The organism is Knoellia tibetensis (assembly GCF_048606415.1).
Taxonomy (GTDB): domain Bacteria; phylum Actinomycetota; class Actinomycetes; order Actinomycetales; family Dermatophilaceae; genus Knoellia; species Knoellia tibetensis.
Genome location: NZ_JBMBWF010000004.1, coordinates 124,164 through 146,773 on the forward strand (window position 1 = coordinate 124,164; position 22,610 = coordinate 146,773).

A 22,610-nucleotide genomic window follows, 5' to 3' on the forward strand; every position below is an offset into this window, starting at 1 on the left:
GGACCCGCGCCCACCTCCGCGAGTCGCAGCCGACCCCCAGCCCGGGCGCAGCCCTCGCCCGTATCGTGTCGCCATGGCGTGGTGGAGGCGAGGCAGGCGGGCTGCTCCCGCACCTGGTGCGGCGGCGCCCTCGAAGGACGACCTGCGCCGGGCCCGAGCCCACTTCTCCGACTTTGCGAAGAGTCGCAGGGGGGTCGAGGCGTTCGTCGAGCCCGCGACCAACGTCACCGCGACGACCGTCATCCTCATCGCCCACGACGGCGAGTGGATGCGTCGGGCCGTGCCGTCGCGCGAGGACGGCTTCCGCCTCGCCACCGAGCTGCAGCTGCCGACCTACGACGTCAACCAGACCGGCTACCCGCAGCGGATGCGTGACTGGAACTCGCGGCAGCGTCGCGGCCGCTAGCACCCGACGAAGGGGTCGCCCACGAGTGGCGGCTCAGCCGCGGCGGGTCACACCGCGGCGGTCACACGCCCCGGGCACAGGACGTGTTCGCCAGCCGGGCCAGGCCGCGGCGGTCGCCGTCACCCAGTCCGGTCTGGCCCTCGTTCGAAGGATGCATGAGCTGGGCCGGTTCGTCGACGTGCCCGAGCCCGACGAGGTGCACGAGCTCGTGGGCCACGATCGCCACCGCCGCCTGCCGGCCGCCCGGCTGGCGCAGGATCTCGGTGAGCGCCGGACCGTCGAGGTGGACGATGCCCGAGACGTTGCGCAGGCGACCGGTCACGTCCTCGACCGAGAGCGGGCCGCCGATCCCCGCCGTGTCGCCGTCGAGGCGCGGGTCGCGCGACGGCGTCGTCCAGGCGACGAGAGCGGGAGACCACCGGTTGCCGTAGCGAGCCCGGTCCATCGCGGGACGCCCCTCCTGCGCGCGCTCGTTGGTGGGTCCGTCGACGACCACGCGGAGGCCGGCCGCCGGCGCGACGAGGTCGATCGCCTCGCGCAGGATCGCGTCGGCCCCTTCGGGCGCGGCCTCGCCGTTGACGACGAGGTGCACCGGGCGGCAGGGGTCCCAGGTGGCGGGGCCGAGGGCGTTCTCGGCGACGGAGGTGTAGCCGCCGGACCCACCCGGCGCGATCGGCAGCGGGACGAGGCGGGACGCCATGGCGTCGGCCGCGGGGGCCGGTCGCCCGTCGGCCGGGGACAGCAGGGTGGCGACGTGGTCGACCTGCTCGGTCGCGGCCGTCCGCACCCAGAGCAGCCCGCCCGTCACGGCGAGCGTGACGACGAGCGGCACGAGCGCGCCGCGACGCCGGCGCGGAGGTGCGGCGACGGCATACGACGGGGGTTGCCGCCAGGCGGAGGAGGCGTGGGGAGGGGCGGCGGCGTCGAGCCGGTCGAGCTCGGCGAGACGACGCAGCATCTCGCGCCGGCGGCGTCGGCGCCCCAGCGTCACCCGGTCCCACCATGCTCCCGCCGACACCCGCACAACATCTCATCCCCGACCCTCCCGCGTCCGGCGGTCGGCGAGGCCGGGGAGCGGAATCGCCGTGGCAGACCGCGTCGGTGCGTGCGAGAGTGAGGACGACCGCACCACCGACCCAGGAGGCACCGTGTCCGAGTCCAAGAGTCCCCGTCCGACGCCCAGCGAGGACATGAAGAAGAAGTTCCGAGAGGCCCTGGACAAGAAGCACGCCCACGGTGGGACCGACGTGTCGGACCACTCGGACCGGTCCAAGGTCGACCACGGCCACGGGCCGGAGACGTCCGGACGTGAGCAGATGTTCCGTCGCAAGTCCGGCTGAGCCACCAGCCCGGATGACGAACTGGCCCGGGGCAGGAGACGAGATCTCCTGCCCCGGGCCAGTTCTCGTGCGTCAGGCGGTGTGGGCCTCGACGAGCTGGACGAGGGTCGCGACGCCGTAGCCGGTGCCGCCCTTGGGGATCGCGCCGTCGGCGCCCTTCTCGTTGAACGACGGCCCGGCGATGTCGACGTGCGCCCACGGGATGCCGTCGGCGACGAACTCCTGGAGGAAGAGGCCGGCAGTGAGCATGCCGCCCCACCGGTCGGCCTTGTGGGCGAGGTCGGCGACGGTCGAGTCGAGGCCTGGGCGCAGCTCGCGCGGCAGCGGCATCGGCCACGAGTCCTCTCCCGCCGCGGCGCCCGCGTCGACGACCGCGGTGCGGAAGGCGTCGTCGTTGCCCATGACGCCGGCGACCCGGCTGCCGAGCGCGACCATCTGCGCACCGGTGAGCGTGGCGATGTCGACGATGACGTCGGGCTTGCTCTCGCTCGCGAGGCAGATGCCGTCACCGAGGACCATGCGGCCCTCAGCGTCGGTGTCGATGATCTCGACGGTCGTGCCGTTGCGCATCGTGACCACGTCACCGGGGCGCTGGGCCGTGCCGCTCGGCATGTTCTCGGCGAGGCAGAGGTAGCCGGTGACGGCGACCGAGCCACCGAGCTCGGCGGCGGCGAGCACGGTCGCGGCGACGGCGGCCGCGCCGGCCATGTCGGACTTCATCGTGAGCATGCCCGCGGCCGGCTTGATGCACAGGCCGCCCGAGTCGAAGGTGATGCCCTTGCCCACCAGCGCGACGGAGCCGCCCTTGGAGCCGCGAACGCCGCTGGGGGAGTAGCTCATCGTGACGATGCGCGGCGGGTTGGCCGAGCCCTGGCCGACGCCCACGATGCCGCCGAAGCCGCCCTTGGCGAGGGCCTTCTCGTCGAGGACGGAGACGCTGACCTTGCCCGACGACGCCGACACGGCCGCCTTGACGCGGTCGACGAACGCCTGCGGCGTGAGCAGGTTCGGCGGGGTGTTGACGAGGTCGCGCGCGAGGTCGCGGGCGGAGCCGATGACCGCCGCGCGCTCGACGGCGGCCTTGAGGTTCTTGCCCGAGCCCTGCGTCGACACGACCGAGATCTTGGGGCCGTCTCCCTTGGCCGGGGCGGACGGCTTCTTCGAGCCGGTCGCGCGGGTGGTGGACGCGTCGAAGGAGTAGCACCCGGCATACGCACCGTCGGCGACGGCGGCGAGCGCGGCCTCGTCGTCCGCAGGAAGGGCCACGGCGACCGACGACTTGGTCGCGACCGAGCGGAGCGCGGCTCCGGCGGCCGAGCGCAGGACGTCGGCGGTGACCTCGTCGGCGGGGCCGAGCCCGGTGACGACGACGGCGGTCGCGGACACGTCGGGGACGGCGACGACGCGCACGACCTCACCCGGCTTCGCCTTGGCCTCGAGGTCGGTGAGGACGGCGGCGAGGTGCTTCGCGGCGGCCTTGGGCAGGTCGTGTCCGGGGGCGAGCTCGGCGCCGTTGCCGGAGGAGACGGAGCCGACGACGAGGGCGTCGACCTTGAGGCTCGCGAGGTCACGGGTGGTGAGGTTGAGGCTGGGCACTGCGGTCACTCCTGGCGTCGTTGCTGGTGGGTGAGGTCGTCACCCCTTCGGGTCGCACCCTAGCCGCGCCGGTCCCGAAGGCCGCGCGATAGCGTGCCCACATGACCGAGCTCCTGCACTCACCCGTCCACGACCGGCACGTCGCCCTCGGCGCCAAGATGGCCGACTTCGGGGGCTGGGAGATGCCGATCGAGTACCCCGGCGGCGGCGTCGTCGCCGAGCACACCTCGGTCCGCGAGCGGGTCGGTCTCTTCGACGTGAGCCACCTCGGCAAGGCCCGCGTGAGCGGTCGCTCCGGCGACGTCAGCGCGGTCGACTTCGTCAACACCTGCCTCACCAACGACCTGCGCCGCATCGGCCCGGGCCAGGCCCAGTACACGATGTGCTGCCAGGACGACGGCGGTGTCGTCGACGACCTCATCGCCTACGTCCGCAGCGAGGACGACGTCTTCCTCATCCCCAACGCGGCCAACACCGCGGCCGTCGTCGAGATGCTCCGCGCCGCCGCGCCGGAGGGCATCGAGGTCGAGAACCTCCACGACGCGTATGCCGTCTTCGCCGTCCAGGGGCCGCTCAGCGACGAGGTGCTCACCTCTCTCGGGCTGCCGGTCGAGCACGACTACATGTCCTTCGCGGAGGCCGAGTGGGACGGGCAGCCGGTCATCGTCTGCCGCACCGGCTACACCGGTGAGCGTGGCTACGAGCTCGTCCCGACGTGGGCCGCCGCCGGCGCCCTGTGGGACGCCCTCGCGTCGGCCGTCGCCGACCAGGGCGGTATGCCGGCCGGTCTCGGCGCGCGCGACACCCTGCGGACCGAGATGGGCTACCCGCTGCACGGCAACGACCTCAGCACCGAGATCACGCCGGTCATGGCCGGGGCTGCGTGGGCCGTCGGCTGGGACAAGGACGCCTTCTGGGGCAAGGAGGCCCTCGCCGAGCAGCGCGCCGCCAAGACGTCGCGCCTGGCTCGCGGGCTCGTCGTCACCGGCCGCGGCATCCCGCGCGCCCACTGCTCGGTGCTCAAGGACGGCGAGGTCGTCGGCGAGGTGACGTCGGGGACGTTCAGCCCGACCCGCAAGGAGGGCATCGCCCTCGCCCAGCTCGAGCGCTCGGTCTCGATCGGCGACGAGGTCGTCATCGACGTGCGCGGCCGTGAGGTCCCGGCGACGGTGACGAAGCCGCCGTTCGTCGAGGTCGGCGTCCGCGAGGCCTGAGGCCCGGGACCGGCGACGCCCATGGACCACACCTACCGCGCCACCCTGACGTGGGACGGCTCTGACGGGTCGACGGGTGGCGGCTACACGGCATACGGGAGGAACCACGTCGGCGCGGTGCCGCCGGCCGAGGGCACCTTCGCGCTGAGCGCTGACCCGCACTTCCGCGGCGACGCGACGCGGGCCAACCCGGAGCAGCTGCTCGTCCTCGCCGCGAGCTCGTGCCAGATGCTCTCGTTCCTCCACGTCGCCGCCACGGCGGGACTCGACGTCCTCGCCTACGACGACGACGCCGAGGGGCTCATGCCGGGGCGTGAGCGACCGATGCGCATCACGCGGATCACGTTGCGCCCCACCGTCACCGTGGCTGCCGGCAGCGACGTCTGCCGGTTCGACGAGCTCATGCACGAGGCCCACGAGGGCTGCTTCATCGCCAGCTCGCTCACCTCGGAGGTCGTCCTCGAGCCGACCGTCCGGGTGGCCGAGCCCCAGTCCGCAGCAGAGGAGAGGACGACATGACCGAGGCCTGGACCTGGAGCTACGAGGACGCCGACGGCGGCGCCGTCACGGGGGAGCCGACGACGGACGCGGCGTTCCCGACGCAGTCGGACGCCGAGAACTGGTTCGGTGAGGTGTGGCGCGAGCTCGCCGACGCAGGGGTCGCTGCCGTGACCCTGCACCGCGACGGCGACAAGGTCTACGGACCGATGCGGCTCGACGCCTCCGTCTGACACGACGGGTCCGAGTCAGGGTGCGAGCCGGTCAGCCGGGGTAGCTGCCCCGCGCGACGGCCGGTCGCGGCATGCGCGTGCGGCGCATCTGGAAGGCGCGCATCGCGGCATAGAAGCCGTCGCCGCGCTGGACGGCGTCCTCGCCGAACTTCTCGACGAGCTTCTTCTTCACCCGGCGCCACATGAGGAACGTGTCGACGACGGCGGCAAGGATGAGGCCGTAGACGAGGACGAAGACGATGAGCATCGCCCACGGCTGCCGGACGAACGAGAGCGCGAGGACGACGAGCATGACGGGCAGCATGAACTCGGCGATGCCCCAGCGGGCGTCGACGTAGTCGCGGATGAACCGCTTCACCGGACCCTTGTCGCGCGCCGGCAGGTGCGCCTCGTCGCCGGTGAGCATCGCCTGACGCTGCTTGGCCATCTGCTCGCGCCGCTTGGCGCGGTCCGCGTCGCGCGCCTTCTTGCGGTCGGTCTCGACCAGGGGGCGCTTGCGCGCCGCCTCCTGCTCGCGCCGCTTGGGGGTCGGGCGGTTCTTGGCGCCCTCGCGGGCCGTCACGGCGACCTGCTCCGCGAGCTCTTCGTTGGTGGTCTTGCTGCGTCCGAACACGCGCGAAGTGTATGCCGTCCGGCTGGGTCCTCCCTCCCGCCCGCCGCTGAGTAGGGTCGAGAGCGTGACCGATGCGCGCACCACCACCGACCTGCCCGAGCTGTCCTCCCTCCGCGACACCGTCCGGGACCTCATGCCCGGGCTCCGCAGCGACCTCGAGGCCCTGACCCGCATCCCCAGCGTCTCGCTGCCGGCCTTCGACCAGACCCACGTGGACGCGTCCGCGCTGGCCACCGCCGAGCTGCTGCGCGCCGAGGGACTCGACGTCGAGATCGTGCGAGAGGGCGGCGCCCCCGCGGTCATCGGGCACATCGACGGACCGGAGGGTGCTCCGACCGTCCTCCTCTATGCCCACCACGACGTGCAGCCGCCCGGTGACGACGCCGACTGGGACAGTGCGCCCTTCGAGCCGACCGAGCGCCAGGGTCGTCTCTACGGTCGCGGCGCGGCCGACGACAAGGCCGGGATCATGGCGCACATCGCCGCGCTGCGGGCGCACAAGGGTGCGCTGCCCGTGGGTGTCACCGTCTTCGTCGAGGGCGAGGAGGAGGTCGGCTCCGACTCGCTCATGACGATCCTCGAGCGGCACGGCGACAAGCTCGCCGCCGACGCCATCGTCCTCGCCGACTCGATGAACTGGGACATCGGCACCCCCGCCCTGACGACGACCCTGCGCGGACTCATCCGCGTCGTCGTCACGGTCTCGACGCTCGACCACGGCGTCCACTCGGGCATGTTCGGGGGCGCCGTCCCCGACGCGATCACCGCCTTGGTCCGGCTTCTCGCCACCCTGCACGACGAGGAGGGCAACGTCGCCGTCGCCGGGCTCAAGGCCGGCGAGGCCGCCGACCTCGACTTCTCCGAGGAGCGGCTGCGCGAGGAGTCCGGGCTGCTCGACGGTGTGTCGACGATCGGTTCCGGCTCACTGCTCTCGCGGATGTGGACCAAGCCGTCGCTCACGACGATCGGCATCAACGCGCCCTCGGTCGAGCGGTCCTCCAACACGCTCGTCCCGACGGCCTCGGCCAAGCTCTCGATGCGGATCGCCGCCGACGAGGCGCCGATGGACGCCTTCGCGGCGCTGGAGAAGCACCTTCGCGACAACGCCCCGTGGGGCGCTCGCGTGGAGGTCACGCTCGACGACCAGGGCTCGGGCTTCGCCGCCGACGCGAGCGGTCCGGTCTACGACCAGGCCCGGGCCGCCTTCGCCGACGCGTGGGGCACGGAGCCCGTCGACATCGGCGTCGGAGGCTCGATCCCGTTCGTCGCCGCCTTCGCCGAGCGCTTCCCGGACGCGGCCATCCTCGTCACCGGCGTGGAGGACCCCGACACCCGCGCCCACGGTGCCAACGAGTCGCTGCACCTCGGCGAGTTCGAGAAGGTCTGTGTCGCCGAGGCCGCGCTCTTCGCGCGACTCGGTGCGATGGGGAGGAGCTGACGATGGGCGACGACACGAGCGGGTCCCGGCAGGGCACCTACGTCGAGGACGACTACAACCGCGACACGGCATACATCGAGGACCGGATCACGCGCGGAGGTGAGCAGTGGCCCGTCGAGGCGGGGCGATACCGGCTCGTCGTCGCGCGCGCGTGCCCGTGGGCGAACCGGTCGATCATCGTGCGTCGCCTGCTCGGTCTCGAGGACGCGATCTCGATGGGCATCTGCGGGCCGACGCACGACTCGGACTCGTGGACCTTCGACCTCGACGAGGGCGGGCTCGACCCGGTCCTGCGGATCCCGCGGATCAAGCACGCCTACCTCGCGCGCTTCCCCGACTACCCCAAGGGCATCACGGTGCCGGCGGTCGTCGACGTGCCGAGCGGCAAGGTCGTGACGAACGACTTCCCGCAGATCACCCTCGACCTCTCGAGCGAGTGGACCGACTTCCATCGCGAGGGGGCGCCCGACCTCTACCCGGAGGCGCTGCGCGACGAGATCGACGAGGTCAACAGCTACGTCTACACCGAGGTCAACAACGGGGTCTACCGGTGCGGCTTCGCGGGGACGCAGAAGTCCTACGACGCCGCCTACGAGCGGCTCTTCACGGCGCTCGACTGGCTCGAGGAGCGGCTGTCGACCCGGCGCTTCCTCGTCGGCGAGTCGATCACCGAGGCGGACGTGCGGCTCTTCACGACGCTGGCTCGCTTCGACGCGGTCTACCACGGCCACTTCAAGTGCAACCGGAGCAAGCTCACCGAGATGCCGGCGCTGTGGGCCTATGCCCGTGACCTCTTCCAGACGCCGGGTTTCGGTGACACGACCGACTTCACCCACATCAAGAGCCACTACTACGAGGTCCACCGCGACATCAACCCGACCGGTGTCGTGCCGGCCGGGCCCGACCTCTCCGGCTGGGCGACGCCGCACGGGCGCGAGTCGCTGGGCGGCCGCCCCTTCGGCGACGGCACGCCCCCGGGCCCGCCGCCGGAGGGCGAGCGGGTCCCGACGGCGCACAACCCGCACGTCGGCCCGAGCGGGCTCGTCGAGGTCTGATCCCCCGGCGCGAGGCGCGAAGGACCCTCAACACTTCTGCCAGTAGCCCGGGGTGCTCTCGCGGACCGACGACGTGGCGTAGGTGTTGTAGAGGCCCAGGTTGTCGTTCGAGCCGACCGCGAGGGCGTAGCCGCTCTGGTGGCGGGCACGTCCTGCCTGCACGTGGACGTAGTTGTTCGACGTGACGCACGTGGCGGTCGCGGTGGGTGAGGGCGTCGGTGTCGGCGTCACCGTGGGTGTCGGGCTCGTCGACGTCGGGGTCGGGCTGGGGGTCGGGGTCGACGTGGCAGTCGGAGTCGGGGAGGCGCCGACGAGCCCGAAGAACTGGGCGTCGTACCAGGCGCCGCACACCGTGTCGAGGAAGTACGCACCCGCGGCGCCGCACTGGCTCGGGGCCGGGCCCGGGTCGACGGGAGTCCCGTGCCCCATGCCCGCGATCTCGGTGAGCCGGACCGCACCGTTGCCGTACTCGGTCCAGGTGACACCGCCCGCCAGCGACCCACTGGCCGTGGGGGACTGGCTGACGCCCGCGACGTCGGTCCACTGATCGCGCAGCTCGCGCCCGTTCATCGGCGCGACCGTCGTGTCGGACTGCCCGTGCCAGATCGCCACCTTGGGCCGAGGGCCGGACCAGCCGGGGTAGCCGGAGCGGGCGAGGTTGCCCCACGCCACCGGGGTCTTGTCGACGCCCGGGTTCATGCACGAGTACGCCTGCGCCACCGTCGTCGCGCAGCCGTGTGCGATCCCGGCGTTGACCGACCCGCCGGCGAAGAGGTCCGGGTAGGTCGCCAGCATGCTCGCGGCCATGGCGCCACCGCCTGACAGCCCGGAGACGTAGACCCGCGAGGCGTCCACGCCGTAGGTCGCGACGGCATACGACACCATCGACGCGATCGAGGCGACCTCGCCCTGGCCGCGGGTGACGTCACCGGACTGGAACCAGTTGAAGCACCGGTTGGCGTTGTTGCCCGTGCCCTGCTGCGGGAGGACGACCGTGATCCCGTGCCGGTCGGCGAGCTCACGCCACCCCGATCCGGTGAGGTAGCCGCTGGCGTCCTGGGTGCACCCGTGGAGCGCGACGACGAGGGGGCTCCGCGACAAAGCGGTGTCAGGTCGGTAGGTCCACATCGTCAACGCGCCGGGATTGGACCCGAAGGACGTGACCTGTTGGAGCGAGGCCGCCGCGGCACGAGGTGCCATGACCACCCCCGTCGCAGCGGAGACGGCCGTTGCGGCAGCCAGCGCGAGCGCGGCCGTCCAGCCGAGGAGTGTTCGTGTGCGGGCCATGCCGACCTCCGGGGTCAGGGGCGTCGCCGTCGACGCCCTCGTCCCCGCGACGCTAGTGACCGGGCTCACATCGGATGGTGGGTGCGGCCGCCATGATGAGGGAGCCGGGACTGGGCCCGGAGACCACCCGGATGAGCCATGCCGGAGACGCTCGTTGGCCACGCGCGGGCCATTTCTCACGGCGGGTCAACCTTTGTGGCCCGCGGTGCGACTCTGCTGGTGTGAGTCCTCTCCTGCGATCTGCCGGTGAGAGCGGGCCCAGCGTCCAAGGGCCGGTGGCGGAGCTCGGCCGGGACCAGGCTCTGGCCGTCCTCTTCCGGACGCACTGTGCGGACCTGGTCCGGCTTGGCTTCGCCCTCACGGGCGACCGGGGTGCCGCCGAGGAAGCGGTGCAGGACGCGTTCCTCTCGCTGCACCGCAACTGGCGATCCCTGCGTGACCGCTCGGCGATGCACGCCTACCTGCGTGCGACCGTGGTCAACAGGTGCCGGTCGGTGCACCGCGACCGCGCCCACCGGCCGGTGGTGGTGGCGCCGTTGCGACCCGAGCTCGTCACGCAGCCGGGGGCCGATGCCGACGTCCTGACCCACGAGGAGTCCCTCCGGATCGCGGAGCAGGTCCGCACCCTGCCGCAGCGACAGCGCGAGGTCGTCGTCTGCCGCTTCTACCTCGACCTCAGCGAGCGCCAGACGGCCGAGCTGCTGCAGGTGTCCGTCGGTTCGGTCAAGAAGCACGCCAGCCGTGCCCTGTCCGCCCTGCACGACCGAATGGAGGTGGCCCAGTGAGCATCGTCGAGGCCCGCACGAGCGCAGCGCTGCACGATGTCGTGGACGCGCTGCCGGTCACCGAAAACGACGTCGCCCGCATGGAGTCGGACCTCTTCGAGGTGCTCGCCGCTCCACGGGTGGTGCGGGGCGCGGGGTTCGGCGCGACGGGGCTGCGGGGTGCACGTGCCCGGCGCCGCCGCTGGGGCCTCGTTGCCGCAGCCGTGGCCACCGCGGCCGTGGTCGTGGGTCTCGTACTCACCGGTGACCCGCCCGACCCGGCGCAACCGGCGAGGCCGCCGGTGTCCGACCAGCCGTTCATCCCACCCGAGGTCGTGGGCACGTGGCGGCTCGGCTCCGACAGCCGCCACGTCTGGGTCTTCGTCGGCGACGGGCGGGTGTCGGTCGACCCCACCGCCGACGACTTCCTCGAGGCCGACTTCAAGGACCGCGTCGTCTCGCGCACCGGCGACCTCTACACTGTCCACACCGAGGACGGGTGCGACGAGGTGGTGCGGATCAGGCAGCTCCGTCCGGGAGTCGTGGGTCTCGCCGCGCAGCGGACCTCCTGCGACCCGACGCTGGGTCCCGAGCCCGAGGAGCGGATGCTCGAGCGCGTCTCGCCCCAGCCCTACCTCGGCGGCGCGCTGGGTGCGCCCCTGCCGACCGTCGCGCCCGGCTTCGCACCGCAGTCCACCTTCCTGGACGGCGTGTGGCTGCACCCCGCCTCTGGCACGGTGCTCGCGATCGGGCGACCCTGGCGCAGTGGGCTGCTCACCTACGTCCTCGACGACGACGGTGACGGCAAGTCCGACCCCGACCAGCGCGGCCGGGTCACGATGCGTGACGGCACCGCCCCCGTCTTCCGTCGTGACTCCGCCGACCGGAGCGCGTGCCAGCTGACGTTCACCTCGGTCGTCGTCGTCCACACGACGATGTCGACGACGAGCGAGGCAGGAGGCTGCCTCCTGCCGGGGACGTGGAGATGGGCCCGCATCTCCTGACCGACCCCGAGCCGCGACCGCGACCGAGCCGCGACCGGATGCGGTCCGGTCGCCGGTCAGTCCTTCGAGGTCTCGCCGGGCAGCGCGAGCATCTGGTCGAGCGCACGCCGCGCGTCGGCGGCGACCTGCTCGTCGACCCGGATCGGGTTGACGACGCGCCCCTCGACGAGGGACTCCAGCGCCCACACGAGGTGGGGCAGGTCGATCCGGTTCATCGTCGAGCAGTAGCAGACGTTCTTCTCGAGGAAGGCGATCCGCTGCTCGGGAAACATCTGCGCGAGGCGCTGGACGAGGTTGAGCTCGGTGCCGACGGCCCACGCCGTTCCCGCGGGCGCGGCCGCGATGGTCGAGATGATCTTCTCGGTCGAGCCCACCTCGTCGGCGAGCTCGACGACCTCGTGGCGGCACTCGGGGTGGACGATGACCTTGACGCCGGGGATCTCGGCCCGGGCCGCGGCCACCGCCTCGGTGGTGAAGCGCCCGTGCACCGAGCAGTGCCCGCGCCACAGGATCATCCGCGCGTCCCGCAGCTGCTCGACCGTGAGCCCACCCATGGGACGGTGCGGGTCCCACACGACGCAGTCGTCGAGCGACCGGCCGAGATCGCGGGCCCACGTGTTGCGCCCGAGGTGCTGGTCGGGGAGGAAGAGCACCTTGCCGGTGCCGTCGACGCCGCCGGTGCGGTCGAGCGCCCAGGTGAGCGCGGTCCGCGCGTTGGACGACGTGCAGATCGTGCCGCCGTGGCGACCGGTGAACGCCTTGATGGCCGCGGACGAGTTCATGTAGGTCACCGGCACCGTGTCGTCGGCGACCCCCGCCGCGACAAGGTCGTCCCAGCAGTCCTCGACCTGCGCGATGGCGGCCATGTCGGCCATCGAGCAGCCCGCGGCGAGGTCGGGGAGGATCACCGTCTGCTCGTCGCTCGTGAGGATGTCGGCCGACTCGGCCATGAAGTGCACGCCGCAGAAGACGATCCACGGTGCGTCCGGACGCGCCGCCGCCTCCTTGGCGAGCTTGAACGAGTCGCCCGTGACGTCGGCGAACTCGATGACCTCGTTGCGCTGGTAGTGGTGCCCGAGCACGAAGACCTTGTCGCCCAGCGCCTCCTTGGCCGCACGGGCCCGCGCGACGAGGTCGGGGTCCGACGGGGAGGGGAGGTCACCCGGGCACTCGACGCCCCGCTCGGAGTGCAGGTCGCGTCCCCGGCCGAGGACGAGGAGCGGGAGCGGAGCGGCAGGCGTCGTCGTCACACCGCGATCGTATGCCGGTCGCCCGCGGTCCCGACGCCGGTCCACCGCACGCGGTGGCTCGCCGGTCGCTCCCGCCACCACGGGCGGTTCCGGACCCGCGCACCGACCCGATACCGTGCGTGCCGTGCACGTCGTCATCGCCCCGGACTGCTTCACCGGAACCCTGACCGCGACCCAGGCGGCCGAGGCCATGGCTGCCGGGTGGCACGACACGGCCCCGCGCGACGCCCTCACGCTGCTGCCGCTCTCCGACGGCGGCCCCGGCTTCCTCGACGTCCTCGGCCGGGCGCTCGACGGCGAGGTCGCCGCGCTCACGGTGAGCGACCCCCTCGGCCGCGAGGTGCCCGCCGCGGTGCTCGTCGTCGAGCGTGAGGGGATGCGGACGGCATACGTGGAGTCGGCGCAGGCAGCGGGACTCCACCTGCTCGCCGCGGACGAGCGCGACCCGGCGCTCACCAGCACATGGGGCGTGGGTCAGCTGCTCCGTGCCGCGCTGGAGGAGAAGCCCGACCGGATCGTCGTCGGGCTCGGCGGCAGCGGCACGAACGACGCGGGCGCCGGGCTGCTGTCCGCGCTCGGTGCCGGTCCGCCCGACCTGCTCGCCCGTGGTGGCCGCGTCCTCGCCACCGCCCCGGACGACGCGCTCTCCGGGCTGCACGCGGCCCGCGAGCTCCTCGAGGGTGTCGACCTCGTCGCCGCCACCGACGTCGACAACCCGCTGCTCGGCTTCAAGGGTGCGAGCGCGGTCTTCGGCCCACAGAAGGGCGCCTCGCCCGAGGTCGCCCAGGAGCTCGAGGGCGCCCTCGGGCGGTTCACCGAGGTCGTCGGACGGACGCTCGACGCCCCGCTCGACCTCCTCACCGGCGCCCCGAGGCGCCTCGACCGCGAGCCCGGCGCCGGTGCCGCGGGTGGGCTCGGCTACGCCCTCTTCCTCCTCGGCGGGCGGCGAGTGAGCGGCGTCGACCTCGTCCTCGACGCCGTCGGCTTCCGCGACGTCGTGCGCGGGAGCGACCTCGTCGTCACGGGCGAGGGCACCTTCGACTGGCAGAGCCTGCACGGCAAGGTCGCCGCCGGCGTCGCCGCCGCGGCCCTCGAGGAGGGGCTGCCGAGCGTCGTCCTCGCGGGCCAGGTCCTCGTCGGCCGTCGCGAGACGATGGGGCTGGGGATCAGCGGCACGTATGCCGTCGCGGAGACCCCCGAGGAGGTCGACGCGGCCTTCCTCGACCCGGTCGGAACCCTGCGTGCACGTGCGGCGCGCGTCGCCAGAACGTGGTCTGCTGGTCGGTGATCCGCCGCGGGCGACGTATCCTGAACTCACGCCCGGGAACAGATCGAGGCCGCCCACGGTTGCGACCTCCTGCAGGACCACAGACCACCCGAGCCCCGACGCAGCACAGGAGTCACCGATGAGCGAGCTCGACACCAAGCCCGAGACCACGACCGACGCCGAGGCGACCCCGGCCCACGGCGTCCTCCTCACCGACCTCGCGGCCGGCAAGGTCAAGTCCCTCCTCGAGCAGGAGGGTCGCGACGACCTCCGCCTGCGCGTGGGCGTACAGCCCGGTGGTTGCTCGGGCCTCATCTACCAGCTCTACTTCGACGAGCGCTCCCTCGACGGTGACCTCGTCCGCGACTTCGACGGTGTCGAGGTCGTCGTCGACCGGATGAGCAGCCCCTACCTGGAGGGCGCCACGATCGACTTCTCCGACACCATCGAGAAGCAGGGCTTCACCATCGACAACCCCAACGCGGGCAGCTCCTGTGCCTGCGGCGACTCGTTCAGCTGAGCTGCACCACGGCATACACGAAGGGCCCCTCACGACTGTTGGTGAGGGGCCCTTCGCGTATGCCGGCCGCCCCCGTTGTGGGGCGGGGCGCCTCAGCGGTACTCGGGGTTGGGGTGGTCGAAGTCGGTGCCCTCGTCCCACTTCGTCCGCTCGTTGCCGCCTGCCGGGAAGCCGCCCCTCTCCTTGAGCAGCCAGGCGAGGTGCATGAGGTTCCACGTCATGAAGGTCGTGTTGCGCTGGGTGAACTCGTTCTCGGGGCCACCGCTGCCCTCGTCGAGGTAGGACGGCCCGGGCCCGGCCTCGCCGATCCAGCCGGCGTCGGCGTTGGGCGGGACCGTGCAGCCGAGGTGCTGGAGGCTGTAGAGGATGTTGGAGGCGCAGTGCTTGATGCCGTCCTCGTTGCCGGTGATGATCGCCCCTCCGACCTTGCCGTAGTAGATGTACTGGCCCTTGTCGTTGTGCATGCCGCTCATCGCGTAGAGGCGCTCGATGACCTGCTTCGTCACGCTGGAGTTGTCCCCGAGCCAGATGGGTCCGGCGATGACGATGATGTCGCTGGCCTCGACCCGCTTCCAGATCTCGGGCCACTCGTCGGTCTCCCAGCCGTGCTCGGTCATGTCGGGGTAGACGCCGGTGGCGATGTCGTGGTCGACAGCCCGCAGCACCTCGACCTCGACCCCGTGCTTCTCCATGATCGCGGTGCTCACGTCGATGAGGCCCTGGGTGTGGCTCTTGTCGGGGGAGCGCTTGAGGGTGCAGTTGAAGACGAAGGCCTTGAGTCCGGTGAAGTCGGCGTCCTGCCAGCGGGGAGTGTCCATGGACCGCACTCTGCTCTGTTGGTCCGCCCGTGGACAAGGACCCGGCGGGCCGACACGGCCGGGGGTGCGTCAGGCGTGGTCGCCGGTCGTCGCGGGCGCGTGCGCAGGACGGCGTCGCCGCAGCAGGCGCCACGGCTGCGCGACGAGGAGGAGGACGAGCAGCGGTCCGGCGAGCAGCTGCCAGAGCGGCGAGATGCTGGCCTCGAGGACGCCGGGGGCGGAGCGGACGGTGAACGTCGTGCCGAACCACGGGAAGGGGCTCACGTCCACCGGCTCGGTGGTGCCGGTGGCCTCGACGGCCTGCACGAGGTTGAGGCTCGTGACCGCGAGCCAGGCCATGAGGACGAGCAGGGCGCCCGCACCCCACATGAGCCCCTGCGACCACCGGGGGCGCGTCGGGTCGGTGTCGGTGGCGGCGTGGGCGAGCTCCTTGGGGGAGCCGATGCCGAAGAGGGCGCGGGTCGTCCCCACCTCTGCACCCGCCTCGGTGAGGTTGGTGCGCAGCTCCCGGCGCAGGCCACGACGGCGGGACCCGCCGACGCCGCGCATCTCGAGCCAGAAGTCGTATCGGAGGATCGCGGACTCGATCCGGGCGCGGTCGACGAGGTTCATGCGGTTCCCCCTGTGGGCAGCGCGGCGCTGGTCGCCGTGCGGACGGACTGGACGAGGTGCTCCCACGCGGTGCGCCGGGCGGCGAGCTCGGCGTGCCCGGCGGGCGTGAGGCGGTAGTACTTGCGGGCTGGGCCCGAGTCGCTCCGGACGAGGTGCGACTCGAGCAGCCCCGAGGACTCGAGCCGGGTGAGGCCGGGGTAGACGGTCCCCTCTGCCAGGTCGTCGAAGCCGGTGCGGCGGAGCTCGGTGACGAGCCCGTAGCCGTAGTTGTCACCGGTCGACAGCACGCTCAGGAGGAGGAGGCCGAGGACTCCTTTGAGCATCTGCGGGTCGTGTGCGGGCATGGGTTCACTGTGATGCCCAGTACTGTGCGATGTCAAGTACTGTGGGATGTCGAGGCTGAACCGACCGGGGCGATCCGCTCGGGTCTGGGTGCGCCGACCTCCGACCCGGCGCGAGGAGGTAGGTTGCCGTGGTGCGCATCGCAGTCACCGGGTCCATCGCGACCGACCACCTCATGACCTTCCGGGGCCGGTTCGCCGACTCCCTCGTCGTCGAGCAGCTCGACAAGATCTCCGTGTCGTTCCTCGCCGACTCGCTCGAGATCCGTCGTGGGGGAGTCGCCGGCAACATCTGCTTCGGCATGGCGGCCCTCGGCCAGCGGCCGATGCTCGTCGGCGCTGCGGGCGAGGACTTCGCCGACTACCGCAGCTGGCTGACGCGGCACGGCGTCGACTGCGACCACGTGCACATCTCCGACTCCAAGCACACGGCCCGCTTCGTCTGCACGACCGACGACGACATGGCGCAGATGGCGACCTTCTACGCCGGCGCGATGAGCGAGGCCCGGCTCATCGAGCTCGGCCCGATCGCGGCCAAGGGTCTGGACCTCGTCCTCATCGGCGCCAACGACCCCGAGGCGATGCTGCGCCACACCGACGAGTGCCGCACCCGGGGGCTGACCTTCGTCGCCGACCCGTCGCAGCAGCTCGCGTTCGCCGACGGACCCTTCATCCGCAAGCTCATCGAGGGCGCGGACTACCTCTTCACCAACGAGTACGAGGCGCACCTCACCGAGCAGAAGACCGGGTGGAGCGAGGCCGACATCGACGCGCAGGTGACGACCCGGGTCATCACCAAGGGCAAGGACGGCGCCGTCATCAAGACCCGCGGCGAGGAGCCGATCGAGGTGCCCATCGCCCTCGAGGCGCGTCGTGCCGACCCGACCGGTGTCGGCGACGCCTTCCGCGCCGGCTTCCTCACCGGCCTCTCCGCCGGCCTCGAGCACCGTCGCTGCGCCGAGATCGGCTCGCTGCTCGCCACCTACGTCCTCGAGACGGTCGGCACCCAGGAGTACGTCCTCGACAAGTCGGCGTTCCTCGACCGGCTCGCCCAGGCCTACGGTGACGACTCGGCCGCCGACGTCGAGCCGCACATCACCTGCGCGAGGCCCTGAAGCCGCGGTCGTGACCGTCCCCTTCCCGCCGGTCGAGCCGCCACCGGGTGAGTGGGCGCTGGCGCGGCTGCGCCCGACCGAGGACGAGGACCTCGTCGCCGCCGGCGCCGACCTCGCGCCCGGCACGCTTCTCGCTGCCTACCGCGCCGGCCTCTTCCCGATGGGGCTCGGCGACCACGGTGCGCGTCCCATCGGCTGGTGGTCGCCCGAGCCACGGGGCGTCCTCGTGCCCGCGGACTTCCGCGAGAGCCGCTCGCTGCGCAAGGCCCGGTCGCGCTTCGAGGTCCGCGTCGACACCGCCTTCACCGACGTCATGCGCCTGTGCGCCGACCCCGAGCGCGAGGGGCGCTGGATCACCGACGAGATCGTCACGGCATACACCGAGATGCACCGCCTCGGTTGGGCGCACAGCGTGGAGACGTGGCTCGACGACCGCCTCGTCGGCGGGCTCTACGGCATCGCGGTCGGCGGGCTCTTCGCGGGCGAGTCAATGTTCCACCTCGAGCGCGACGCGTCGAAGGTCGCGCTCGCGGCCCTTGTCGACCTCGTGAGGGCCGACGGTGACGAGCGCCGGATCATCGACGTGCAGTGGCGGACCGGTCACCTCGAGCGGCTCGGCGTCGTCGAGTGGCCGCGCCGCCGCTACCTCGAGGCGCTCGCCGGGGCGCTCGGGGCCCCGGACCTCCGCTTCGGCTGAGCGGGGCTCACCCCAGAACGACCGTGTATGCCGTGTGCCCACCCCTGCGCTCGAGGCTCACCTCGTGCCCCCGCATCCGGGCCCAGGCGGGGATGTCGGACTCGGCGGCCGGATCGTCGGCGAGCACGAGCAGCGAGCTGCCCGCGGGCAGCTCGCGGGCGAGGCGGGCGAGCCTGATGACGGGCAGCGGGCACAGGAGCCCGCGGGCGTCGAGGTCGGCGGTCGCGCTCACAGGTCGCCCACCCCGAGGCGGGCCCGCAGCTCCGCCACGACCGACGGGAGCTCGCGGCACAGGGCCGAGACGTCGTCGGCCCGCTCCGGCCGCACGGCGCCCAGCGGCAGGGTGACCCGCACGTTGCCGTGGGTGAGCGCGCCCATCGCGGCGAGGACGTGGCTCGGCTCGAGCCGGCTCGACGTGCACGCGGACCCCGAGGCCACCTCGATGCCACGCCGGTCGAGCTCGCCGACGATGCTCTCGCCGTCGACGTAGAGCGCGCTGAAGGTGACGACGTGCGGCAGCCGGTCGACGGGGTCGCCGACGACCTCGACGTCGGGTACGGCGGCCGCGGCCTCGCGGATGCGGTCGGTGAGCGCTCGGGCGGACGCTTCCTCCTGCGCTCGCTCGTGGACGGCGTGCTGCCATGCCTCGGCGGCGGCGAGCACGAGCGGCACCCAGGGGTCCTCGACCTCGCGCCCGTGCTCGGGCTCCCACCGCGGGCCGGGCAGGTCGAAGCGGGTGCCGGTGCGCACGGCGAGGACGCCCACCGGGGGACCGGCGATGGTCGCCGCGTCGCCGACCAGAACGTCCCACGATCCCGGGCCCTCGATGCGACCCAGCGACGACGTGCCGTCGACGAGCAGCGGGAGGCCGGCTGCACGGCATACGTCATGGAGGGCGGCGACCGGCTGCACGGTGCCGACCTCGCCGTTGGCGTGCTGGACGGCGACGAGGGCCGCAGGCCCGGTCGCGACCGCCTCACGCAGGGTCTCGGGGGAGAGGCGTCCCGCAGCGTCGACGGGCAGCGGCCGGGAGTCCGGGTCGGCCTCGTGGGACTCGTGGAGCATGACGGCCCGGTCGACGGCGGAGGTGAGCACCCGAGAGCCGGCTCGCCGGCGGGCGTGACGCAGGCCCGCGACACCCGTCCGGAGGGCGTGGGCGCCGCTCGGGTGGAAGGAGACCTCGTCGGGACGCGCGCCGATCGAGACCGCGACGCTCTCCCGCGCCCGGTCGAGCAGCAGGCGCGCCCGGCGACCGTCGGAGTGGAGGCGCCGGGGGTCGGCCCAGCCTGCGTCGAGAGCGGCCAGGAGAGTCTCCCGTGCGGCGGGATGGAGAGGGCTCCGGGTGGCGTCCAGCACGCCTCGACCGTACCGCCCCCCGTCCCCGGCGAGTTCCGCAGCATGCACTACTGTTTGTGATGTTCCAGCAGACGACGCAGGAGGGTGCCGCGGTGCCTCAGCACGACCAACTCAACCCCCGTTCCCGGGGTCGGCGACTGGCCCTCTGGTCGCTCCTGGCCGTGGGTGCCATGATGGCGCTCAGTGGGTGCGAGCTGGGCAAGTTCGAGGACGGCTTCCTGCCCCAGGGCGTCACCGAGAACTCCGAGCGCGTGCGTGACCTGTGGGTCGGTGCGTGGATCGCCTGCCTCTCCGTCGGTGTTCTCGTCTGGGGACTCACCGCCTGGTGCGTCATCGCCTACCGCCGTCGTCGTGACGACAACGAGCTCCCTGTGCAGCTGCGCTACAACGTGCCGCTCGAGATCCTCTACACGATCGTCCCGATCTTCATGGTGGCGACCTTCTTCTTCTTCACCGCCAAGGACCAGAGCGCGCTGCTCGACACGAGCGAGGACCCCGCGGTCACCGTCAACGTCGTGGGCAAGCAGTGGTCCTGGGACTTCAACTACGTCGAGGCCGACGTCCACGAGACCGGCACGCAGGCCATTCTCACCGGTGAGCCCGGCGCCGAGGAGACCATCCCGACGCTCTACCTCCCGGTGGGTGAGCGGGTCGAGTTCGTGCTCACCGCCCGCGACGTCATCCACTCCTTCTGGGTGCCGCAGTTCCTGCAGAAGCTCGACATGATCCCGGGCAAGGTCAACAAGTTCCAGGTCGTGCCGACCGAGGAGGGCACCTTCAAGGGCAAGTGCGCCGAGCTCTGTGGCGCCTACCACTCCCAGATGCTGTTCAACGTCAAGGTCGTCCCTCGCGCGGAGTTCGACGCGCACATGGACGACCTCAAGTCCCGCGGTCAGACCGGAATGCTCGGCACCGACCTGAACCGTGGCGAGTCGGGCCTCGTGCCCGGCGAGGACGAGCTCCTGCCCGAGGAACTGAGGAACTGACCAGATGAGCGCCGCAACCGAATCCCGCACGATGCTCCGTGAGCGCGAGACCGTTCGTCACCCGCGCGTCGCCCCCGGGGCCACGGTCGTCAAGTGGATGACGACGACCGACCACAAGGTCATCGGCAACCTTTACTTCATCACCTCGTTCGCGTGGTTCCTCATGGGCGGCCTCATGGCGCTCATCATCCGCGCCGAGCTCATGCAGCCAGGCATGCAGGTCGTCGACAACCCCGACCAGTTCAACCAGCTGTTCACGATGCACGGCACGATCATGCTGCTGCTCTTCGCGACGCCGCTCTTCGCCGCGTTCGCCAACGCGCTCATGCCGCTGCAGATCGGGGCGCCCGACGTCTCGTTCCCGCGCCTCAACATGTTCGCCTACTGGCTCTACCTCTTCGGTGGCCTCATCGCCGCCGGTGGGTTCCTCACGCCGGGCGGCGCCGCCGCCTTCGGCTGGTTCGCCTACACGCCCCTGTCGGACGCGTCCTACAGCCCGGGCATGGGCGGTGACCTGTGGGTCTTCGGTCTCGCCCTCGCCGGCTTCGGCACCATCCTCGGGTCGGTCAACTTCATCACGACGATCCTCACGATGCGCGCGCCCGGCATGACGATGTTCCGGATGCCGATCTTCGTGTGGACCGTGCTCATCACATCGATCCTCGTCCTGCTCATCTTCCCGGCCCTGGCCGCCGCGCTCTTCGCGCTCGGCGCCGACCGGCGCTTCGGGGCCCACATCTTCGACCCCGACAGCGGGGGAGTGATGCTCTGGCAGCACATCTTCTGGTTCTTCGGGCACCCCGAGGTCTACGTCATCGCCCTGCCGTTCTTCGGGATCATCTCCGAGATCGTCCCGGTGTTCTCGCGCAAGCCGGTCTTCGGCTACAAGACCCTCGTCTACGCGACGATCGCCATCGCGGCGCTGTCGGTCTCGGTCTGGGCGCACCACATGTACGGCACCGGCCAGGTGCTCCTGCCCTTCTTCGCGATCATGACGATGCTCATCGCGGTGCCGACCGGCGTGAAGTTCTTCAACTGGATCGGCACGATGTGGGGCGGCAAGCTCAGCTTCGAGACGCCGATGCTCTGGGCGCTCGGCTTCCTCGTGACCTTCCTCTTCGGTGGCCTCACCGGTGTCATCCTCGCCAGCCCGGCCCTCGACTTCCACCTCACCGACAGCTACTTCGTCGTGGCGCACTTCCACTACGTCGTCTTCGGCACGGTCGTCTTCGCGATGTTCGGCGGGTTCTACTTCTGGTGGCCCAAGCTCACCGGCCGGATGCTCGACGAGAAGCTCGGCAAGGTCCACTTCTGGATGCTCTTCATCGGCTTCCACACGACCTTCCTCATCCAGCACCTCCTCGGCATCTGGGGCATGCCCCGCCGCTACGCGGACTATCTCCCCGAGGACGGCTTCACCTTCGCCAACCAGGTGTCGACCACCGGTGCCTTCCTCCTCGGCGCCTCGATGATCCCGTTCGCCTACAACGTGTGGAAGACCTGGCGCCACGCGCCGCTCGTCGAGACCGACGACCCGTGGGGCTACGGCGCCTCGCTCGAGTGGGCGACGTCGTGCCCGCCCCCGCGGCACAACTTCCACTCCATCCCCCGCATCCGCTCCGAGCGACCGGCGTTCGACCTCAACCACCCCGACGCGGCGCCGGCCGGCTACGAGAGCACCGGTCTCGTCAAGGCCCTCGGTGCGGCGGACCTGGGTGACGACGCGATGGCCAACACGAAGAACCAGGAGCACTGACCCATGGTCGCGATGGAACGGATCGGCTACCTCTTCGGTGGCTTCGCGGCCCTCATGGCCGTGATCTACGGGGTCTGGAACGACTTCTCCGAGCCGGTCGGTGTCACGGGTCTCGTCCTCGGCGCCCTGCTCGGCTTCATGATCGCCGGCTACCTCAACATCACCCGACGCAAGCTCGAGGGTGTCCCGCCGGAGGACGACCCGCTCGGCGAGATCAGCGACATCGCCGGTGACTACGGCTTCTTCAGCCCGCACAGCTGGCAGCCGCTCTTCCTCGCGGGCGCGTCTGCCCTGATCTTTCTCGGCCTCGCGATCGGCTGGTGGATCGTCGCCCTCGGCGCCGCCTTGGCTGTGCCCGCCCTCATCGGCTGGGTCTTCGAGTACTGGCGCGGGCCGCACGCCCTCTGACCCCGGTCAGCAGCACGGTCGAGAGCCGGTCACCTC

General features: G+C 71.7%; 26 protein-coding genes. 16 read left to right on the top strand and 10 right to left on the bottom strand.

Going from position 1 to position 22,610, the window contains the following annotated elements:
- The first annotated feature begins 73 nt into the window (after nt 1-73).
- Nucleotides 74-406, top strand: a complete 333-nt coding sequence (locus tag ACOJV7_RS15800) for a hypothetical protein (RefSeq protein ID WP_420191180.1) — start codon at nt 74-76, stop codon at nt 404-406.
- Nucleotides 407-467: 61 nt separating this feature from the next.
- Here ACOJV7_RS15800 and ACOJV7_RS15805 read toward each other — a convergent pair whose 3' ends face one another.
- Nucleotides 468-1,397: a zinc metalloprotease gene (locus ACOJV7_RS15805; RefSeq protein ID WP_420191181.1), complete on the bottom strand. Its 930-nt coding sequence runs from the start codon at nt 1,395-1,397 to the stop codon at nt 468-470.
- A gap of 157 nt (nt 1,398-1,554) precedes the next feature.
- Between ACOJV7_RS15805 and ACOJV7_RS15810 the strand changes: the two genes are divergently transcribed.
- Nucleotides 1,555-1,746 carry a DUF5302 domain-containing protein gene (locus ACOJV7_RS15810; RefSeq protein WP_420191182.1) on the top strand — a complete coding sequence of 64 codons (192 nt, stop codon included), beginning with the start codon at nt 1,555-1,557 and terminating at the stop codon, nt 1,744-1,746.
- A 72-nt stretch (nt 1,747-1,818) separates the two neighbouring features.
- Here ACOJV7_RS15810 and ACOJV7_RS15815 read toward each other — a convergent pair whose 3' ends face one another.
- Nucleotides 1,819-3,342 (bottom strand): leucyl aminopeptidase, encoded by a 1,524-nt coding sequence (locus ACOJV7_RS15815; RefSeq protein ID WP_420191279.1) that lies wholly within the window; start codon nt 3,340-3,342, stop codon nt 1,819-1,821.
- Between the two features lie 101 nt (nt 3,343-3,443).
- Here ACOJV7_RS15815 and gcvT point away from each other — a divergent pair, with 101 nt between their 5' ends.
- Genes gcvT through ACOJV7_RS15830 form a run of 3 tightly spaced genes read left to right on the top strand, consistent with a single transcriptional unit; the run spans nt 3,444 to nt 5,287 of the window.
- Entirely contained in the window at nt 3,444-4,556 is a 1,113-nt protein-coding gene (gene gcvT / locus ACOJV7_RS15820; protein WP_420191183.1) for a glycine cleavage system aminomethyltransferase GcvT, read from the top strand.
- A gap of 21 nt (nt 4,557-4,577) precedes the next feature.
- Complete coding sequence (locus ACOJV7_RS15825; RefSeq protein ID WP_420191184.1) at nt 4,578-5,075, top strand: OsmC family protein; 498 nt, start codon at nt 4,578-4,580, stop codon at nt 5,073-5,075.
- On the top strand, nt 5,072-5,287 hold the full coding sequence (locus tag ACOJV7_RS15830; RefSeq protein ID WP_420191185.1) for a hypothetical protein: 216 nt from the start codon (nt 5,072-5,074) through the stop codon (nt 5,285-5,287). Before ACOJV7_RS15825 ends, ACOJV7_RS15830 begins: the two co-directional genes overlap by 4 nt.
- A 31-nt stretch (nt 5,288-5,318) precedes the next feature.
- On the opposite strand, the gene ACOJV7_RS15835 is transcribed toward ACOJV7_RS15830, so the two are convergent.
- Nucleotides 5,319-5,900 carry a DUF3043 domain-containing protein gene (locus ACOJV7_RS15835; protein WP_420191186.1) on the bottom strand — a complete coding sequence of 194 codons (582 nt, stop codon included), beginning with the start codon at nt 5,898-5,900 and terminating at the stop codon, nt 5,319-5,321.
- A gap of 64 nt (nt 5,901-5,964) precedes the next feature.
- Between ACOJV7_RS15835 and ACOJV7_RS15840 the strand changes: the two genes are divergently transcribed.
- A complete protein-coding gene (locus ACOJV7_RS15840; protein WP_420191187.1) occupies nt 5,965-7,338 on the top strand; it encodes a dipeptidase in 1,374 nt (457 codons plus the stop codon).
- Nucleotides 7,339-7,340: 2 nt separating this feature from the next.
- Nucleotides 7,341-8,393 (top strand): glutathione S-transferase family protein, encoded by a 1,053-nt coding sequence (locus tag ACOJV7_RS15845; protein ID WP_420191188.1) that lies wholly within the window; start codon nt 7,341-7,343, stop codon nt 8,391-8,393.
- A gap of 27 nt (nt 8,394-8,420) precedes the next feature.
- Here ACOJV7_RS15845 and ACOJV7_RS15850 read toward each other — a convergent pair whose 3' ends face one another.
- Nucleotides 8,421-9,680 (bottom strand): extracellular catalytic domain type 1 short-chain-length polyhydroxyalkanoate depolymerase, encoded by a 1,260-nt coding sequence (locus ACOJV7_RS15850; protein WP_420191189.1) that lies wholly within the window; start codon nt 9,678-9,680, stop codon nt 8,421-8,423.
- Between the two features lie 221 nt (nt 9,681-9,901).
- Between ACOJV7_RS15850 and ACOJV7_RS15855 the strand changes: the two genes are divergently transcribed.
- Together ACOJV7_RS15855 and ACOJV7_RS15860 are read left to right on the top strand one after the other, a co-directional pair.
- Complete coding sequence (locus ACOJV7_RS15855; RefSeq protein ID WP_420191190.1) at nt 9,902-10,465, top strand: RNA polymerase sigma factor; 564 nt, start codon at nt 9,902-9,904, stop codon at nt 10,463-10,465.
- A complete protein-coding gene (locus ACOJV7_RS15860) occupies nt 10,462-11,448 on the top strand; it encodes a hypothetical protein (protein WP_420191191.1) in 987 nt (328 codons plus the stop codon). The genes ACOJV7_RS15855 and ACOJV7_RS15860 overlap by 4 nt, the downstream gene beginning before the upstream one ends.
- Nucleotides 11,449-11,504: 56 nt before the next feature.
- Here ACOJV7_RS15860 and nadA read toward each other — a convergent pair whose 3' ends face one another.
- Nucleotides 11,505-12,698 (bottom strand): quinolinate synthase NadA, encoded by a 1,194-nt coding sequence (gene nadA, locus ACOJV7_RS15865; RefSeq protein WP_420191192.1) that lies wholly within the window; start codon nt 12,696-12,698, stop codon nt 11,505-11,507.
- 124 nt (nt 12,699-12,822) lie between these two features.
- Between nadA and ACOJV7_RS15870 the strand changes: the two genes are divergently transcribed.
- Both ACOJV7_RS15870 and ACOJV7_RS15875 read left to right on the top strand, forming a co-directional pair.
- Nucleotides 12,823-13,986, top strand: a complete 1,164-nt coding sequence (locus ACOJV7_RS15870) for a glycerate kinase family protein (RefSeq protein WP_420191193.1) — start codon at nt 12,823-12,825, stop codon at nt 13,984-13,986.
- 118 nt (nt 13,987-14,104) lie between these two features.
- Nucleotides 14,105-14,485 (top strand): HesB/IscA family protein, encoded by a 381-nt coding sequence (locus ACOJV7_RS15875; RefSeq protein WP_420191194.1) that lies wholly within the window; start codon nt 14,105-14,107, stop codon nt 14,483-14,485.
- A gap of 92 nt (nt 14,486-14,577) precedes the next feature.
- Here the strand turns inward: ACOJV7_RS15875 and ACOJV7_RS15880 are convergent, their stop codons facing one another.
- The 3 genes from ACOJV7_RS15880 to ACOJV7_RS15890 form a co-directional block, all read right to left on the bottom strand.
- On the bottom strand, nt 14,578-15,303 hold the full coding sequence (locus ACOJV7_RS15880) for a flavodoxin family protein (protein ID WP_420191195.1): 726 nt from the start codon (nt 15,301-15,303) through the stop codon (nt 14,578-14,580).
- Between the two features lie 69 nt (nt 15,304-15,372).
- Nucleotides 15,373-15,915 carry a hypothetical protein gene (locus ACOJV7_RS15885; RefSeq protein ID WP_420191196.1) on the bottom strand — a complete coding sequence of 181 codons (543 nt, stop codon included), beginning with the start codon at nt 15,913-15,915 and terminating at the stop codon, nt 15,373-15,375.
- Complete coding sequence (locus ACOJV7_RS15890) at nt 15,912-16,259, bottom strand: PadR family transcriptional regulator (RefSeq protein WP_420191197.1); 348 nt, start codon at nt 16,257-16,259, stop codon at nt 15,912-15,914. The genes ACOJV7_RS15885 and ACOJV7_RS15890 overlap by 4 nt, the downstream gene beginning before the upstream one ends.
- 131 nt (nt 16,260-16,390) lie before the next feature.
- Here ACOJV7_RS15890 and ACOJV7_RS15895 point away from each other — a divergent pair, with 131 nt between their 5' ends.
- Both ACOJV7_RS15895 and aat read left to right on the top strand, forming a co-directional pair.
- Nucleotides 16,391-17,371 carry a carbohydrate kinase family protein gene (locus ACOJV7_RS15895; RefSeq protein ID WP_420191198.1) on the top strand — a complete coding sequence of 327 codons (981 nt, stop codon included), beginning with the start codon at nt 16,391-16,393 and terminating at the stop codon, nt 17,369-17,371.
- Between the two features lie 10 nt (nt 17,372-17,381).
- The gene (gene aat / locus ACOJV7_RS15900) at nt 17,382-18,068 is read left to right on the top strand and encodes a leucyl/phenylalanyl-tRNA--protein transferase (RefSeq protein WP_420191199.1); all 687 of its coding nucleotides are present in this window, start codon (nt 17,382-17,384) and stop codon (nt 18,066-18,068) included.
- 7 nt (nt 18,069-18,075) lie between these two features.
- Here aat and ACOJV7_RS15905 read toward each other — a convergent pair whose 3' ends face one another.
- Both ACOJV7_RS15905 and ACOJV7_RS15910 read right to left on the bottom strand, forming a co-directional pair.
- Complete coding sequence (locus ACOJV7_RS15905; RefSeq protein ID WP_420191200.1) at nt 18,076-18,300, bottom strand: sulfurtransferase TusA family protein; 225 nt, start codon at nt 18,298-18,300, stop codon at nt 18,076-18,078.
- A complete protein-coding gene (locus ACOJV7_RS15910) occupies nt 18,297-19,424 on the bottom strand; it encodes a cysteine desulfurase family protein (RefSeq protein WP_420191201.1) in 1,128 nt (375 codons plus the stop codon). The genes ACOJV7_RS15905 and ACOJV7_RS15910 overlap by 4 nt, the downstream gene beginning before the upstream one ends.
- A 59-nt stretch (nt 19,425-19,483) precedes the next feature.
- Here ACOJV7_RS15910 and ctaC point away from each other — a divergent pair, with 59 nt between their 5' ends.
- From ctaC to ACOJV7_RS15925, 3 genes are read left to right on the top strand one after another with little or no spacing between them, the layout of a single operon-like run.
- Nucleotides 19,484-20,410 (top strand): aa3-type cytochrome oxidase subunit II, encoded by a 927-nt coding sequence (gene ctaC / locus ACOJV7_RS15915; protein ID WP_420191202.1) that lies wholly within the window; start codon nt 19,484-19,486, stop codon nt 20,408-20,410.
- Nucleotides 20,411-20,441: 31 nt separating this feature from the next.
- The gene (ctaD, locus tag ACOJV7_RS15920) at nt 20,442-22,166 is read left to right on the top strand and encodes an aa3-type cytochrome oxidase subunit I (protein WP_420191280.1); all 1,725 of its coding nucleotides are present in this window, start codon (nt 20,442-20,444) and stop codon (nt 22,164-22,166) included.
- Between the two features lie 3 nt (nt 22,167-22,169).
- On the top strand, nt 22,170-22,574 hold the full coding sequence (locus ACOJV7_RS15925; protein WP_420191203.1) for a cytochrome c oxidase subunit 4: 405 nt from the start codon (nt 22,170-22,172) through the stop codon (nt 22,572-22,574).
- The last annotated feature ends 36 nt before the right edge of the window (nt 22,575-22,610 follow it).

Coding starts and splice junctions, on each gene's coding strand:
- ACOJV7_RS15800 (WP_420191180.1), top strand. CDS start 74: ATGGCGTGGTGGAGGCGAGGCAGGCGGGCTGCTCCCGCACCTGGTGCG.
- gcvT (WP_420191183.1), top strand. CDS start 3,444: ATGACCGAGCTCCTGCACTCACCCGTCCACGACCGGCACGTCGCCCTC.
- ACOJV7_RS15825 (WP_420191184.1), top strand. CDS start 4,578: ATGGACCACACCTACCGCGCCACCCTGACGTGGGACGGCTCTGACGGG.
- ACOJV7_RS15830 (WP_420191185.1), top strand. CDS start 5,072: ATGACCGAGGCCTGGACCTGGAGCTACGAGGACGCCGACGGCGGCGCC.
- ACOJV7_RS15845 (WP_420191188.1), top strand. CDS start 7,341: ATGGGCGACGACACGAGCGGGTCCCGGCAGGGCACCTACGTCGAGGAC.
- ACOJV7_RS15850 (WP_420191189.1), bottom strand. CDS start 9,680: ATGGCCCGCACACGAACACTCCTCGGCTGGACGGCCGCGCTCGCGCTG.
- ACOJV7_RS15875 (WP_420191194.1), top strand. CDS start 14,105: ATGAGCGAGCTCGACACCAAGCCCGAGACCACGACCGACGCCGAGGCG.
- ACOJV7_RS15880 (WP_420191195.1), bottom strand. CDS start 15,303: ATGGACACTCCCCGCTGGCAGGACGCCGACTTCACCGGACTCAAGGCC.
- ACOJV7_RS15885 (WP_420191196.1), bottom strand. CDS start 15,915: ATGAACCTCGTCGACCGCGCCCGGATCGAGTCCGCGATCCTCCGATAC.
- ACOJV7_RS15890 (WP_420191197.1), bottom strand. CDS start 16,259: ATGCCCGCACACGACCCGCAGATGCTCAAAGGAGTCCTCGGCCTCCTC.
- ctaC (WP_420191202.1), top strand. CDS start 19,484: ATGTTCCAGCAGACGACGCAGGAGGGTGCCGCGGTGCCTCAGCACGAC.
- ctaD (WP_420191280.1), top strand. CDS start 20,442: ATGCTCCGTGAGCGCGAGACCGTTCGTCACCCGCGCGTCGCCCCCGGG.
- ACOJV7_RS15925 (WP_420191203.1), top strand. CDS start 22,170: ATGGTCGCGATGGAACGGATCGGCTACCTCTTCGGTGGCTTCGCGGCC.